Source organism: Paenibacillus donghaensis, from assembly GCF_002192415.1.
GTDB lineage: Bacteria > Bacillota > Bacilli > Paenibacillales > Paenibacillaceae > Paenibacillus_AQ > Paenibacillus_AQ donghaensis.
Window position 1 is genome coordinate 339,025 of record NZ_CP021780.1, and the last position, 13,808, is coordinate 352,832.

The 13,808-nt window shown below is 53.9% G+C and carries 13 protein-coding genes and 1 pseudogene; 10 read left to right on the forward strand and 4 right to left on the reverse strand.

Translation table 11 applies throughout. From position 1 onward, the window contains the following. Nucleotides 1-379: 379 nt before the first annotated feature. Complete coding sequence (locus B9T62_RS01260) at nt 380-1,150, reverse strand: SDR family NAD(P)-dependent oxidoreductase (protein ID WP_087913609.1); 771 nt, start codon at nt 1,148-1,150, stop codon at nt 380-382. A 21-nt stretch (nt 1,151-1,171) separates the two neighbouring features. Continuing rightward, nucleotides 1,172-1,627, reverse strand: a complete 456-nt coding sequence (locus tag B9T62_RS01265) for an S-ribosylhomocysteine lyase (RefSeq protein WP_087913610.1) — start codon at nt 1,625-1,627, stop codon at nt 1,172-1,174. 254 nt (nt 1,628-1,881) lie between these two features. Between B9T62_RS01265 and B9T62_RS01270 the strand changes: the two genes are divergently transcribed. The 8 genes from B9T62_RS01270 (at nt 1,882) to B9T62_RS01305 (ending at nt 10,298) form a co-directional block, all read left to right on the forward strand. Then, complete coding sequence (locus B9T62_RS01270; RefSeq protein WP_087913611.1) at nt 1,882-2,727, forward strand: MetQ/NlpA family ABC transporter substrate-binding protein; 846 nt, start codon at nt 1,882-1,884, stop codon at nt 2,725-2,727. A gap of 66 nt (nt 2,728-2,793) precedes the next feature. Then, entirely contained in the window at nt 2,794-3,999 is a 1,206-nt protein-coding gene (locus B9T62_RS01275) for an aminotransferase class I/II-fold pyridoxal phosphate-dependent enzyme (RefSeq protein ID WP_087913612.1), read from the forward strand. Next, on the forward strand, nt 3,996-5,015 hold the full coding sequence (locus B9T62_RS01280) for a methionine ABC transporter ATP-binding protein (protein ID WP_087913613.1): 1,020 nt from the start codon (nt 3,996-3,998) through the stop codon (nt 5,013-5,015). Before B9T62_RS01275 ends, B9T62_RS01280 begins: the two co-directional genes overlap by 4 nt. Then, the gene (locus B9T62_RS01285; RefSeq protein WP_087913614.1) at nt 5,012-5,671 is read left to right on the forward strand and encodes a methionine ABC transporter permease; all 660 of its coding nucleotides are present in this window, start codon (nt 5,012-5,014) and stop codon (nt 5,669-5,671) included. The genes B9T62_RS01280 and B9T62_RS01285 overlap by 4 nt, the downstream gene beginning before the upstream one ends. 65 nt (nt 5,672-5,736) lie before the next feature. Beyond that, a complete protein-coding gene (locus B9T62_RS01290; protein WP_087913615.1) occupies nt 5,737-6,864 on the forward strand; it encodes an iron-containing alcohol dehydrogenase family protein in 1,128 nt (375 codons plus the stop codon). Further along, nucleotides 6,861-7,562, forward strand: a complete 702-nt coding sequence (locus B9T62_RS01295) for a 5'-methylthioadenosine/adenosylhomocysteine nucleosidase (protein ID WP_087913616.1) — start codon at nt 6,861-6,863, stop codon at nt 7,560-7,562. The genes B9T62_RS01290 and B9T62_RS01295 overlap by 4 nt, the downstream gene beginning before the upstream one ends. Before the next feature lie 331 nt (nt 7,563-7,893). Beyond that, a complete protein-coding gene (locus B9T62_RS01300) occupies nt 7,894-8,466 on the forward strand; it encodes a GNAT family N-acetyltransferase (RefSeq protein WP_245864299.1) in 573 nt (190 codons plus the stop codon). 17 nt (nt 8,467-8,483) lie between these two features. Continuing rightward, complete coding sequence (locus B9T62_RS01305; RefSeq protein ID WP_087913618.1) at nt 8,484-10,298, forward strand: ABC transporter ATP-binding protein; 1,815 nt, start codon at nt 8,484-8,486, stop codon at nt 10,296-10,298. 446 nt (nt 10,299-10,744) lie between these two features. Here the strand turns inward: B9T62_RS01305 and B9T62_RS01310 are convergent, their stop codons facing one another. Then, nucleotides 10,745-11,551: a Cof-type HAD-IIB family hydrolase gene (locus B9T62_RS01310; protein WP_087913619.1), complete on the reverse strand. Its 807-nt coding sequence runs from the start codon at nt 11,549-11,551 to the stop codon at nt 10,745-10,747. A 136-nt stretch (nt 11,552-11,687) separates the two neighbouring features. Beyond that, nucleotides 11,688-12,092: pseudogene (locus B9T62_RS01315) on the reverse strand (EamA family transporter); the annotation flags it as partial. Between the two features lie 223 nt (nt 12,093-12,315). On the opposite strand from B9T62_RS01315, the gene B9T62_RS01320 reads away from it, so the two are divergent. Together B9T62_RS01320 and B9T62_RS01325 are read left to right on the forward strand one after the other, a co-directional pair. Next, on the forward strand, nt 12,316-13,029 hold the full coding sequence (locus B9T62_RS01320; protein WP_087913620.1) for a metal-dependent hydrolase: 714 nt from the start codon (nt 12,316-12,318) through the stop codon (nt 13,027-13,029). Between the two features lie 190 nt (nt 13,030-13,219). Next, on the forward strand, nt 13,220-13,795 hold the full coding sequence (locus tag B9T62_RS01325) for a TetR/AcrR family transcriptional regulator (RefSeq protein ID WP_087913621.1): 576 nt from the start codon (nt 13,220-13,222) through the stop codon (nt 13,793-13,795). Nucleotides 13,796-13,808: the final 13 nt, after the last annotated feature.

A 13,808-nucleotide genomic window follows, 5' to 3' on the forward strand; every position in this document is an offset into this window, starting at 1 on the left:
TATGCAACTAATTGCGAGTAAATTGTTTGTTCAGTCCTCAGAATCGGAAATTAAGTGCATTATGGCACTTATTTGCTTCAAAACGTGAAAAACCCGTGAATTAGATGCAGATTCGCAACTAATTTCATGATTGGACTGATGTGGCGATCAAAATTTGTGCTCGTTTCCTATGAAGTCCTAAGTAGTAAGCAAATATGCAACTATTTTCGAGTGAATTACTTGTTTATTGCATATAATCGGTGATCAACTTTCAACAAAAAGGAAGCCAGTTGCCCAAATGGGCGGACATGGCTTCCTTTTGTTGAAATATAAGTTTATCGAAGAAACGGATGCCGCCTCTTGCAGAGGACGGCATCCGTTTCTTCTTGTTTCATTGAGGCTAGTTCATGCTCATACCGCCGGTTACGTTGATGGCCTGGCCGGTCATGTAGGAAGAGAATGGGCTGGCCAGAAAAAGCACTACATTAGCGACATCCTCCGGCTCGGCTGTCCGGCCAAGCGGCACCTGTGACTGGTCTTCTGCGAGAATATCCTCCGGCAGCATGCCGCGCAGGCTTGCCCCTTCGACACGCTCACGCCGCTTCATGTCGGTCTCGACAATCCCCGGGCAGACGGCGTTGACCAGGATCTGCTCCTTAGCCAGCTCCAGCGCCATCACCTTGGTGAAGCCCAGCACAGCATGCTTGGAGGCCACGTAGTTGCCCATGCAGCGGTAGCCGTTCTTGCCGGCCTGCGAGGCGATGTTGATGATCCGCCCGCCGCCGCCCTGGCGCAGCAGCTGCCGCGCTCCGGCCTGGGAAACGAGATAGACGCCTTTGGCGTTGATATCCATCACCTTATCCCAGTCGGCTTCCTTAATGTCCACGGCATAATCCATCGTCGAGGTTCCGCTGTTGTTGACCAGGAAGTCGATCCGGCCGAAGGCCTGGACCGCTCCCTCGATCAGAGCCGCCGCATCCGCAGCCGAAGTGACATCGATGCGGATATGCACCAGCCGCTCATGCACGGTCCGCTGCGGCTCTGTGCAGGCGATATCACCCACGACGACGTTGGCACCCGCCTGCAGGAACAGATCGGCGATGCCGCGGCCGATTCCGGTCAGTCCGCCGGTAACGACCAGCGTCTTGCCGGTGAAATCAATGGTCAGCATACACCGCAGCTCCTTTCGTGATTACGCCCGGAAAGGGTCGTCGCTGATGCCGGCTTCCAGTACAATGCGGGCATATTCCTGAGCGCTGAACAAGGAGTGATCCTTGTAGTTGCCGCATTCGAGTGCGGAGACTGCAGGCACATGTACGGTTTCAAGCACTTTCTGAAGAACAGTAGTAAGCGCGGCTGCCACATCGGCAGGATCATGCTCGTCCCAGATAATCAGATAGAAGCCTGTACGGCAGCCCATTGGAGAAATATCAATAATACCGGTCAGCTCATCGCGCAGGTAGGTAGCCAGCAGATGCTCCAGAGTGTGGACAGCCGCAGTCGGCAAGGCATCCTCGTTGGGCTGCAGGAAACGCAGATCATATTTCTGGATGGTGCTTCCTTTTTCGTTCTTTTCGGTACCCGCTATGCGTACATAAGGTGCTTTAACTTTCGTGTGATCCAATTGGAAACTTTCGACTTTTGCCATGTGTATCTCCCTCTCGAGCTTTATTTGAATACAAGTAATTATAGTGCTTTCTCTATGCATTTGCTTGTATTTCTTGCTTTCGTACCAAACTATCATAAAGCGAAATAGAAGTAAATAGGATAAACAGAGTAATCCGACTAATTTATAGAGGTATGCATATAAAATCTGTTGACTTGTATATTAATGCATTGTAACATATGAATCAATTAATTCAGATGAAAATACTAGGAATAATGATTAAGGGGAGATTACACATGAACAAAAAATGGCTTCATTCTACGCTGATTATCGCTGCGGTTGCTTTATTTACAGTAGGTTGCGGGAACAACAAAGAAGCTTCAGGCGCTGGCGGCAATGCCGGAGCGGACCAGAAAACACTGCATATCAGCTTCAATCCCGGCCCCTACAGCGACCAGTTCAAACAAGGCGTAGCTCCCTATCTGGAGAAAAAAGGGTATGAAATCACATATAAAGAATTCACGGACGGCATCCAGCCAAATGTGGCCGTAACCAATGGAGATATTGACGCCAACGTCTTCCAGCATTCACTCTATCTGCAGTCTATCAATGAAAGGGAGAAGATTGACCTGGTGGGAGTCGTGCAGGTGCCAACCCCGCCGATGGGTCTCTATTCCAAAAAACACACCAGTCTCGACGAGATCAGCGACGGTGCCCAGGTGAACGTGCCGAATGAGCCAGTTAATATGCTTCGTGCGCTGAATGTGCTGAAGGATGTAGGCTGGATAACGCTGAAGGAAGACATTGACCCGCTGCAGACCTCGCTGAGCGACATTGTGACCAACCCGCACAATATCAAATTTATCGCGGTTGACCCGGCCCAGGGGCCGCGTGCACTGGAAGATGTGGATTATGCCGCCATTCAGGGCAACTTCGCAGTGTCGAACAAGATTCCGCTGACTTCCGCGCTCCAATTGGAGAATATGACCGATCCCTTCACCAATATTGTAGCGGTGGACAGCAAGAACAAGGATGCGCAATTTGTCAAAGACATCATTGAGGGTTATCACTCTGCCGAGTTCAAGGAGTACATCAAGTCCAATCCAATTTATGAAGGCTACAGGCTGCCGGACTATTTTTAAATATAAGAGTGTATAGGTTTCACGCCATCCATTATCCTTCGATTTCAATAAAGAGGTGCAACAGTCATGGATTTCAAACCCTCCACTGCAGTCAGCGAGCTGCCCGGAAACTATTTCAACGCGATGAAAGAGAAGATTGCCCTGTACCGCAGCAGAGGAACGGATATTATCGATCTGGCCAGCGGCAACCCGGACCAACCGACACCGGAACCCATTATCGCAGCCCTTAAGGAAGCTATAGACCAACCGGAGAACCAGGGATACCCGCCATTTTACGGTAAAAAAAGTACACTCGAAGCGGTAGCCGCCTTCTATAAACGCGAATACGGCGTGGAGCTGGACCCCGAGACAGAGGTAGCCATCTTTAACGGCTCAGGCATCGGGCTGGTGGGCATCCCCCAGAGCCTGCTGAATCCCGGAGATGTGCTGCTGACGACTGACCCTTCATATCCCGCCTACAAGGTGGCAGCTTCCCTAGCCCAAGCATCGGTTTATACGATGTCGCTGCATGAGGAGCTGGATTTCCTGCCTGATTACGAGCAGGTGCCGGCTGAGATTGCAGCACGCGTCAGGCTGCTGGTGCTCAACTACCCCAATAATCCAACAGGAACCCTGGCGGACAGCGGCTTCTGGGAGCGGACGCTTGCTTTTGCGGCCAAACATGGCATCCCTGTGCTGAATGATTTTGCCTATGGCGCGTTTGGGTTCGACGGGCATCAGCCGGTAAGTCTGCTGCAGACGCCGGGTGCCAAGGAATATGGTGTAGAAACCTATACCTTGTCCAAAACCTACAATATGGCCGGCTGGCGGTTTGGCTTCGCGGTGGGCAATGCCTCAATCATTGCGGCGCTGAAGCATTATCATACCCAGGCATACAGCACGATCTTCGGAGCGGTTCAGGATGCGGCGGCAGCCGCCCTGCTCGGTCCGCAGGATGCGGTCAAGCGCCTGGGGGCACTGTATGAACGCCGCCGCAACGTGCTGGTTGACGGCCTGCACCAGCTGGGCTGGAGGGTCACTGCACCGCAGGGGTCTTTTTTCGCCTGGTTCAGAGTGCCGGAAGGGTATACAGCGGAATCGTTCGCCAGCCGTCTGCTGGAGGAAGCGCATGTGGCGGTAGCCCAAGGCGAAGGCTTCGGCAGCGAGGGACGTTATTACGTCAGAGTAAGCTTGGTGAACAGTGAGGAGAGGCTGAAGGAGGCGCTGGAACGGATTGCCGCAACAGACATCCTCAGCATCGCCACTCACCCAGCAGGGGGAGGAACGGCATGATTGAGCTCAGAGGCATATCCAAAACCTTCGAACGCAAGGGACAATCCATAGAAGCGCTGCGCAATGTCAGCCTCCAGGTGGAAAAAGGTGATATATACGGCGTCATTGGATACAGCGGAGCAGGCAAGAGTACCTTGATCCGGCTGGTGAATTATCTGGAGAAGCCGTCTGTTGGCCAGGTATTTGTGGAGGGCGAGCCGCTTGATAAATACAGTCCGGCAGAGCTGCGCAATGTGAAAAAGAAGATCGGGATGATTTTTCAGCATTTCAATCTGCTGGAGTCCAAGACCGTATTCGATAATATTGCCATCCCGCTGGTACTGCTGAAGCGCAGTAAACAGGAGATTGCGAAGCGGGTAACAGAGCTGCTGGCCTTTACCGGATTAAGCGACAAAGCCAAAAGTTACCCCAAGGAGCTGTCCGGTGGGCAGAAGCAGCGGGTCGGCATTGCCCGGGCACTCGCTTCCAACCCTTCGATTCTGCTCTGTGATGAGGCGACCTCGGCGCTAGACCCGCAGACTACCAAGTCCATTCTGGAGCTGCTGAAGCGGATCAACGAGGAATACAACATCACAATTATGATTATCACGCATGAAATGGCCGTTATTCAGCAGATCTGCAACAAGGTAGCCGTGATGGAGAAGGGCGAAATTATCGAGAAAGGTGATGTGCTGGAGGTATTCGGCAATCCGAGCCATCCAACGACGAAGAATTTCGTGCAGACGGTTATTCATAACAGCGTTCCGCAGAGTGTGCTGCAGACGCTGAAGGCGGAGAGTGGAAGAAGGCTGTTCAAGCTTAAATTCGTAGGCAGTACAGCCTCCGAGCCGATTATCAATAATCTGATCCGCAATTATGAGATCAATGTGAACATGCTGTTTGCCAATATGACGGAAATACAGAACACGACGCTGGGCACAATGATTCTTCAATTGAGCGGGGATCACGGTGTGATTGATCAGGCAGCGGCATATTTGCTCGCCCAGGGTGTACAGATTCAGGAGGTGGAAGCATGATCGATACAACGATTACTTCCGAGCAGCTGTTCCAGGCATTGAATGAGACCGTCGTAATGGTGGGGATGTCGCTGTTCTTTGGGGCGCTGCTGGGGATACCGATTGGAATTATCCTGGTTATTACCCGTCCGGGAGGGGTTCTGGAGAACCGCTATGTCTATGCCGTGCTGAATCCGGTAATCAACATTGTCCGGTCTTTGCCATTTATTATTCTGCTGGTAGCCATTATTCCCTTTACCCGGGCCATCGTGCATACCTCCATCGGCACCAGTGCGGCCATTGTGCCGCTCGTTGTCTATATCGCACCTTATATCGGACGTCTGGTGGAGAACTCGCTGCTGGAGGTCAACCCCGGCATACTGGAAGCGGCAGAAGCGATGGGGGCCACCACCTTTCAGGTCATCTGGCATTTTATGCTGCCTGAGGCCTTTGGCTCACTGATCCTGACGATGACGACGGCGATGATTGGTCTGGTGGGCGCGACGGCGATGGCCGGCTCGGTGGGAGGCGGCGGAATCGGCGACCTGGCGATCAATTATGGTTATCAGCGGTTTGATACGTTTGTAATGATCGTGACCGTGGTGATCCTGATTATTTTTGTGCAGGGCATTCAGTCCATCGGCAACCGGCTGGCGCGCAAGGCACGCCGTGACTAGTCCGGGGGCAGCCGGCACCGGAGAATGATAGCTGATCCACCAGTTTAAGCGGGGAGGAAAAGAAGATGACGCCATCCATAATCGTCCGTGCGGCACCGCAGGAATATATCTGCCGTACCGGCTGCTGGGAGGAGCTGGAGCAGCATTTGCGCAGAAGAGGGCTGCGGCGTGTGCTGATTGTGCACGGCAGCCGTTCCTGGAGCGCCGCAGCCCCGTGGCTGCCGGTATTGCGCGAGACCGAGGTGTTCTACCACGCCTACAGCGGGGAGTGTACCTATGAGGAGCGCGACCGGATAGCCGGATTGCTGACTCAGCATGGGCTTCAGGCTGTTATAGGCATAGGCGGCGGCAAAATCACTGATCTGACCAAAGCTGCCGGTGCGCTGCTGAAGCTGCCGGCCATCCTGCTGCCTACGCTGGCCGCCACCTGCGCAGCCTGGTCCTCGCTGAGCGTGATGTATGATGAAGCGGGCAGATTCCGCAGCATGGATGTGTTTCCTTACAGCAATGCGCTCGTATTGGTGGACCCGCGTGTGATCGCCCAATCTCCGCCCGACCTGCTGGTTGCGGGAATCGGGGATACTCTGGCCAAGTGGTATGAGGCTGACGTGATCATCCGGCAGCTGGCTTCGCTGCCGGTAGAGCTGGAGCTGGCCTGGTACGCAGCCCGCAAATGCCGGGACACGCTGCTGGAATGCAGCGAAGCCGCGCTGTCCGCGCTGCAGGCAGGGGAGATGAACGATGCACTGCTGCGGATAATTGAGACGAACATTATGGTGGCCGGGCTGGTGGGCGGCTTCGGTGAGGATTACGGACGCACCGCAGGGGCGCATTCGATTCACGATGCCTTGACTGCGATTCCAGAAGCCCATCAACAGTTGCACGGTCATAAAGTAGCCTATGGTGTCTTGGTACAGCTAGCACTGGAAGGCCAGTGGGCCGAGATTACCTCACTGCTGCCGTTCTACCGTAAGCTGGGGCTGCCCGCCGGACTGAAGGATATGGGGCTTGGCTTCCTGGGCGGTGATGATCTGCTGAGGCTTGCGGAGCGTGCGATTGTGAAGGAAGCCTCCATTCATAGAATGCCTGGAGAGATCAGCGCGGTGAAGGTAGCAGCGGCGATTGAGCAGCTGGAGAAACATCTGGCAGATTACATACATTACTCTATCACACAGGAAGCAGGGATATCATGAGCATTGCCATTATCGGAGCTATGGAAGAAGAGGTGGCGCCGATCCGCTCCCAGCTGGCGGATGTCCGCGTGCTGCAGGTGGCTGGCGCAACTTATTGGTCAGGCCGCTGGGACGGCAGAGAGGTGGTGCTGGTCCGCTCCGGGATCGGCAAGGTGAATGCGGCTATGACAACGGCGGTGCTGCTGGAACGATTCCGGGTGGAGCTGATTATCAACACCGGCGCTGCCGGCGGACTGGACCCGGAGCTTGCGGTTGGCGATGTAGTGATGGCTACAGAACAGGTCTACAGTGATGTGGATGCTACCGTCTTCAATTATGCCTATGGCCAGGTTCCGCAGATGCCGCAGCGTTATCCGGTGCATCCGGATGGGCTTGCCCTGGCACAGAAGCTGATCGATCTTAAGGCGCGTCAGGAGAAGATAGTTACTGGGCTGATCACGACGGAGGATTCCTTCATCGGGAGAACAGAGCTGGCTGAGGCGATCCGCAAGAATTTCCCGGACAGCAAGGCCACCGATATGGAAGGGGCAGCCATTGCCCAGACGGCCTATCAGTTCGGCATTCCTTATGCTGCCTTCCGCTCGATCTCGGATGTGTGCGGCAGCGAAGCAGCCGGATTATTTAACTCTAATCTCGAACTGGCTGCGGCCAACTCCGCAGCAGCCGTGCGGGATTTCCTGTCCCTTTATACGATTTAGGCCTTGAAGAGGGCCTATGAACCAAGCGGGTTTCTTAAGAACCACCTCCGGTGAATGGCGCAGGCCATCTCATATAACCGGAAGTGGTTTTTTTGGCGTGCGGCAATGAGATTTACGGTTTGCAAGCGAGCTGACGTAAGTTATAATGCTGAGGTATATTATGGAAAAATGTAAAGCGAAGGCAAAGAACCATACATAATGAGGCTTCATCTAAAATTCAGCGGTTGACTATAAGTGTGATCAGAGCTGAGAACCCTCCGAACCCGTTAGCGGGAATCATTCACAAGGAGTCGGAGGATTTTAGTTTTGAGCCATAATGGAGGGAATTACTATGTCCAATCCGATTTTGCTTGATTTCCCCGAGAGCTTTGAAACCGAGAGATTGCTGATCCGTGCCCCGCAGGCTGGGGACGGGGCTGAATTAAACGAAGCTATCCGTGAGAGCCGGAGCGAGCTGCTGCCGTATATGCCTTTTGCCAAGAACCTGCCTACCGTGGAGGAATCCGAAATATTCTCGCGGGAAGGGCGGATCTCTTATCTGAAACGCAGCAGTCTGTTCCTGCGGATCTATGACAAGCATACAGGAGCTTTCATCGGCTGCAGCGGTCTGCATCAGATTGACTGGGAGGCCGGAAAGTTTGAGATCGGCTACTGGGTGCGCACCTCCTGCTCAGGCAAGGGTTACATCACAGAAGCGGTGAATGGGATTGTTGATTTTGCGATCCGCGAGCTTGCCGCTAACCGACTGGAAATCCGCTGCAATGCCGCCAATGTCCGGAGTGCTGCCGTGGCTGAACGCACGGGCTTCAAGCTGGACGGGATTCTGCGTAAGGACCGGCTGGAGAATGACGGCCAGCTGCATGATACGAAGATCTATGCCAAGGTACGTGGTGACGAATTCTAGCAGGAGGGGTTCATGAAGTGAAACAGCAAGGGGTATTCTCCAGATTAAGTACATATATGCTTAGGCATAAGCTGCTCTATTCGGTGCTGGGGCTTACTACCCTGCTCAGCATCACTCTGGATTTGGGCATTGCCTGGCTGCTGTCGGCAGTGACAGACAAAGCAGTAGGGATGGATGTGGAAGGACTCAAAGGGTTGGCGATATTTGGTGTGTTCTATCTGCTGGTGGTTGGGCTCAACAATTATACGGATGCCTATCTGAAGAACAAGGTTTCGGCCAGAATCCGCAATGAGCTGCGGCTGGATATGATGGGACATACCTTGAAACTGCCGCAATCCTATTTCGACAATAATCATTCCGGCGACCTGCTGTCCCGCTTCACGAATGATAATCAGACGGTAGGAGAGGCCTGCGGTCAAGTGCTGATTGGCCTGATCCGCAATCCGTTGCTGGCAATGGCCGCCTTTGTTTATTTGCTATACATCCATTGGCTGCTGGCTCTGATCTGTCTGGCGATGGGACCGCTGATCTTCCTAACCGGCAAAATCTTCGGCAAAGCGATGCGGTCCAACAGCGAGCAGCTGCAGCAGAATATGGGCCGGACCACTTCCTTCCTGCACGATATTCTCGGCAGCAGCATGGTGTTCAAATCGTTCTCGATTGAGCGCAGGCTGCTGAAGCAATATCAAGGACACAGCAAGAGTATAATCAGCGGAGAACTGAAGCGCGGCCGGATCGAAGGGGCCACGGGAGCAGTGTCCTCCTTGCTAGGCAACGCCACCTTCCTGCTGGCGATTGTGATTGCCGGCTCCTTCGTCGCCAGGGGCTCGCTTGAGGTCGGGGGGATGCTGGCGTTTATCCAATTGATGAATTATCTCGTGAACCCTTTCTCTTCCCTGCCCGGTCTTATCGCTGCGATGCAGCAGTCCTTGGGGGCGGCAGGCCGGATCTTCGAGGTGATGGACAGCAAGGCTGAGGTGGAGGAGCTTCCAGAGCCGGTGACCGGCAGCCTGGAATTTCAGAGTCTGGTGCTGTCGGATCTGTCCTTCGGCTACCCTGGCGCAGACAAGCTGAGTCTGAACAAGATTAGCCTGGAGCTGCATAAGGGAATGAATATGGCGGTGGTCGGACCCAGCGGCGGCGGCAAATCCACGCTATTCAAGCTACTGCTGGGATTCTATGAACCGGCGGCGGGGCGTCTACTGATCAATGGAACGGATTTCCAGGAGCTGAGCCTGGGTCGTTTGCGTAGTCTGTTCGCTTACGTTCCACAGGAATCCGGTCTCTATACCGGCTCGATCCGCGACAATCTGAGCAACGGGAGACCGGGGGCTTCGGAGCAGGAGATGATCACGGCCTTGCGGCAGGCCAATGCCTATGAGTTCGTGATGGAGCTGCCGGAGGGCCTGGATACCGACATCGGCGAAGAGGGCTCGCGGCTCTCCGGCGGGCAGCGCCAGCGCCTGTCGATTGCCAGAGCCATCCTGAAGGATGCTCCCGTGCTGCTGCTCGATGAAGCGACGGCAGCGCTGGACAATGAGTCGGAACGCTTGGTGCAGCAGTCGCTCAGCCAGCTGATGGGGAACAGGACGACGCTGGTGATTGCCCATCGGCTATCCACGGTGCAGAATGCCGACCTGATTCTGGTGCTGGACAAGGGAGAGATCGTGGAACGTGGCAACCATGAGCAGCTGCTGGCCGCGCAAGGCCGCTATCATGCGCTCTATTATTCCCAGCTGCGGCAGGAGGCGGACCAAGAGCAGGGTGGCCTTAATCTGGGCAAGGAAGCAGAGGCCGGCGGGGAGCTGCGGCCTGAAACGGCAGGGGTGTAAGCTGTTCTGAGCCGGGTGGCAGCGCAGCTGGTTATGTGGGCGCAGCTCCTGATTGATTACGGGCACAAAAAAGCCTGAGTAACGTTACTTGTCGGTGGTAGGCGGAATGAGAGGCCAAAAGGCCTTTGAATTGGCGGAATGCTGCTGGGTGAGCGGAATGAGAGGCAAATAGGCCTTTGAATTGGCGGAATGCTGCTGGGTGGGCGGAATAAGAGGCAAATAGGCCTTTGAATTGGCGGAATGCTGCTGCTTGGGCGGAATGAGAGGCAAAAAGGCCTTTGATTTCGGCGGACATGGCGGAGGCGGTATAAAGGTCCGTTTGTGTAGGTGATTTAAAAAAACAAAAACGAGCTGGTCTCCAAACCCGGAGACTAGCTCGTTTTGCGGCGTTTTATAGCCATAAAGCGCTGCAGGGTGCAGCGCCTGTAAGAAATTCCCCGGAGCCGTTACTCTCCGACGGTCTGCAGAATAAACTTGTCGATGGCGAATTTCACGCCGTCTTCGTTGTTGCTGAGTGTGACGAAATCGGCGATTTCCTTAAGCGCCGGGATGGCGTTCTCCATCGCGATGCCAAGGCCGGCCGCTTCCAGCATCTCGTGGTCGTTCCAGGAGTCGCCGACAGCGATCGTCTCGGACAGCTGGCAGCCGAAATGCCCGGCCAGGAATTCCAGTGCAAGACCCTTGGTGCCCTCATGGTGCATAATCTCTAAGAAATACGGCTTCGATTTCGTGATATGCACGGAATCGCCCAGCAGCAGGCGCAGTTTAGGGGCCAACTCATCGAGAAAGTCAGGCTCGTCGATAATCAGCATTTTGGGCGTCTGGCGCGGCACCAGCTTTTCCCAATCTGGCTCGATATAATATTGAGTCTTGTTCAGGGTGGCATAATCCTTCAGCTTCTGGTTCTCTTCGCGGGAGTACAGCTTGTCGTCGATATACGTCTGCAGGTGCAGGTCATGCTCCACGCAGTAATCGAATAGCTTGCGCACGGCGTCCTGCGGCACATAACGTTCATAGAGCACCTTCTCATCGAGCAGGTTCTTAACCAGCGCGCCCTGGTACGTGATAATCGGCACGTTCAGTCCGGTCTGGCGGGCAATCGCCTGGGCGGAAGCATAAGCACGTCCGGTAGCCAGCGTAACCACAACTCCTGCAGCTACGGCCTGCTCCAACGCGGTTTGCGTCGCCGGGGTCACTTCCTTGTCATCATTAATCAGGGTATCGTCGATATCAATAGCAATCAATTTGTACATTAGGTTTCTCTCCTTAAGTCTCTTTATTCCTTGCAGAACGGCGGAAGCGGACAAAATAGGTATTTCTGTACTGCCCCGGCTTCGGCGCAAGCTCCGCCAGCAGCATGGCCGCCAGTATGCAACCGCAGCCGAAGAGGGCTGCTGCCAGCAAGGCGCTGAACCAGGTGTAACGCGAGGGTGGCATGCTTCAGCAGCGCCAGCGAGAGGAACGGGACGAGCACCACGGACAGACCGGTAATGAAACCGGTGTTGGAGGTCGTGGTGTACAAGAGTCCCATCGCCCTGGAAGCCGTAGCCGAGGAACAGGCCCAGCAGCAGCGAATCGCGGACTATTCGTCCGCTCAGCTGCTTCCACTCGCTGCGGTAGAATACGGCGGTAATCAGCGCCAGTCAGCATGGCCGCACCGAGGAAACGGATGCTGTTGAAGGCCAGCGGCGGCAGCACGCGGACCGCATTCTGCACGATCAGAAAGGTGCAGTCCCACATCATCGCCACAGCAAGCTGAGATCGGCCCAGAGCGAGCGGTTCACAGGGCGTCATTCTTTCTTCAATCATCTGCCGCTTCTATGTATAGAAGGAAGGCAAGGTCAAGTTGTTCAAATTGTATCCTAAAACCAAGAGTAGGACAAGACATGTCCCCTTACGGTTTGCAGTCGCTTCTCCACAAGAAACTCATGCTGGACAAAGCCTCCGGTCCTTGATATACTTCGATAACCGTACATTTGTTCCTATTTTTGACACCTTGGAGAGGAGCGGGTTCACCATGATGGGCAAATCCCACATAATCATTAGTACAGGGGTTAGCTTATCGGTTATGAGCTTGCTGGACTATGACATTACCCTTCCAGCTATCGCGGTAGCGGTAGTAAGCTCGCTGCTGCCCGATATTGACGAGCCGAATTCGCTGCTGGTGCGCAAGGCGATCCCCGAGTTTATGCTCAGGCTGCTGCAGGTGGCCCTAATCGGGGCTGGTATTTACCTGTTTTTTGCCGACATTGCCGAGACGCCCTGGAATATGGTGCTGGCCCTGCTCGTAGGCAGCGTATCTTTCCTGCCTGGCCGCAGGCTGCGCCATCTGGTGATGCTGCTGATTGCGGTCGGCGTATTTGCTTTTGCAGATGCCTATGAACCCTGGAATTACATCGCGGCCTGTGTGCTGGTGGTGGTATCGGTCGTTCCGCACCGCGGGCTGACGCATACGCTTTATGCGGTTGCCGGCTGGGGAGCGTTGCTGTATTTCGCCTCCCAAGGCATGGATGACGGCGGCAGCCTGTGGCTCGCAGGCGGCTTGTCTTATGCGATGCATCTGCTGGCCGATTCGCTGACCCAACGCGGAATTACCCCGCTGCCGCCGATTCCGCTGAAGCTGCGCTTCAAGCTGATGAGCACCGGCACGAAGAAGGGCAAGAAGGTCGAGAGCATCTGCATTGTGATCACGCTGGTGCTGGCACTCTATGCTTTTGTGCTCACCCTTTGAGACGGGCGAGGCCCCTCCTGGGGCACCGAAGGTTTTCCGCTGCTTGCAGCGGGGATCCTTTTTTCAAATATATCGGAAAAAAGAAGGCACCTGCCAATGAGGTCTGTGAGCATGATGTTATTTAGTTAATTGACATAAACCATAGACCTTGCTAAGTTTAACATACCGACGGTCGGAATGGAGAGATGATATGACAAAAAAGCAGTTAAAAGAACTTAGAATGGAGTCTTTGCTCCTGGCAGCAGTAGAAGAATTTCTCGAAAAGGGCTATGATGGCGCATCTGTAGATGCAATAGCCAAGAGAGCCGGTGTTAGTAAGGGCGGCTTTTATCATCATTTTCCAAATAAGGAAGTACTAATGATGGAGGCGAATCAGAAGCTTTCAGAGCCAATAATGGAAATGGTAGAAAAGGCTTGCTTGAATAGTAGTGCTATGGATGGATTAAGACAATATATTAAAGAATACTTGAAATATTGGGTAAGCAGGCCAAGAGAACTGAGTTTTCTTTTCTTATCGATGTCAAAAGCATTGGGAGCTCCCGCCCTTATGGAGTATTACAGAGAATATATAAAACAAAGTACCGCTTTCTTTGTGGGTATGTTTCAAAAAGCAGTTGAATCAGGTGAGGCTGATATGAGGGACCCCGAAGCCTATGGGATATCTTTGATGGGAGCACTAGATGGGGTAGTTTCTTATGCGATGATTCATCCTGAAGAGGATATTAAGATTCTGGCAGAACGTTTTGGGCAGGTCTGGCTGAAATAAACGAAAGGAGTAA

What these genes read in the sequence shown, in the direction of transcription:
- B9T62_RS01260 (WP_087913609.1), bottom strand. Translation starts at nt 1,150, where the DNA reads ATGCTGACCATTGATTTCACCGGCAAGACGCTGGTCGTTACCGGCGGA.
- B9T62_RS01270 (WP_087913611.1), top strand. Translation starts at nt 1,882, where the DNA reads ATGAACAAAAAATGGCTTCATTCTACGCTGATTATCGCTGCGGTTGCT.
- B9T62_RS01300 (WP_245864299.1), top strand. Translation starts at nt 7,894, where the DNA reads ATGTCCAATCCGATTTTGCTTGATTTCCCCGAGAGCTTTGAAACCGAG.
- B9T62_RS01320 (WP_087913620.1), top strand. Translation starts at nt 12,316, where the DNA reads ATGATGGGCAAATCCCACATAATCATTAGTACAGGGGTTAGCTTATCG.
- B9T62_RS01325 (WP_087913621.1), top strand. Translation starts at nt 13,220, where the DNA reads ATGACAAAAAAGCAGTTAAAAGAACTTAGAATGGAGTCTTTGCTCCTG.
- B9T62_RS01275 (WP_087913612.1), top strand. Translation starts at nt 2,794, where the DNA reads ATGGATTTCAAACCCTCCACTGCAGTCAGCGAGCTGCCCGGAAACTAT.
- B9T62_RS01290 (WP_087913615.1), top strand. Translation starts at nt 5,737, where the DNA reads ATGACGCCATCCATAATCGTCCGTGCGGCACCGCAGGAATATATCTGC.
- B9T62_RS01310 (WP_087913619.1), bottom strand. Translation starts at nt 11,551, where the DNA reads ATGTACAAATTGATTGCTATTGATATCGACGATACCCTGATTAATGAT.
- B9T62_RS01295 (WP_087913616.1), top strand. Translation starts at nt 6,861, where the DNA reads ATGAGCATTGCCATTATCGGAGCTATGGAAGAAGAGGTGGCGCCGATC.
- B9T62_RS01265 (WP_087913610.1), bottom strand. Translation starts at nt 1,627, where the DNA reads ATGGCAAAAGTCGAAAGTTTCCAATTGGATCACACGAAAGTTAAAGCA.
- B9T62_RS01285 (WP_087913614.1), top strand. Translation starts at nt 5,012, where the DNA reads ATGATCGATACAACGATTACTTCCGAGCAGCTGTTCCAGGCATTGAAT.
- B9T62_RS01280 (WP_087913613.1), top strand. Translation starts at nt 3,996, where the DNA reads ATGATTGAGCTCAGAGGCATATCCAAAACCTTCGAACGCAAGGGACAA.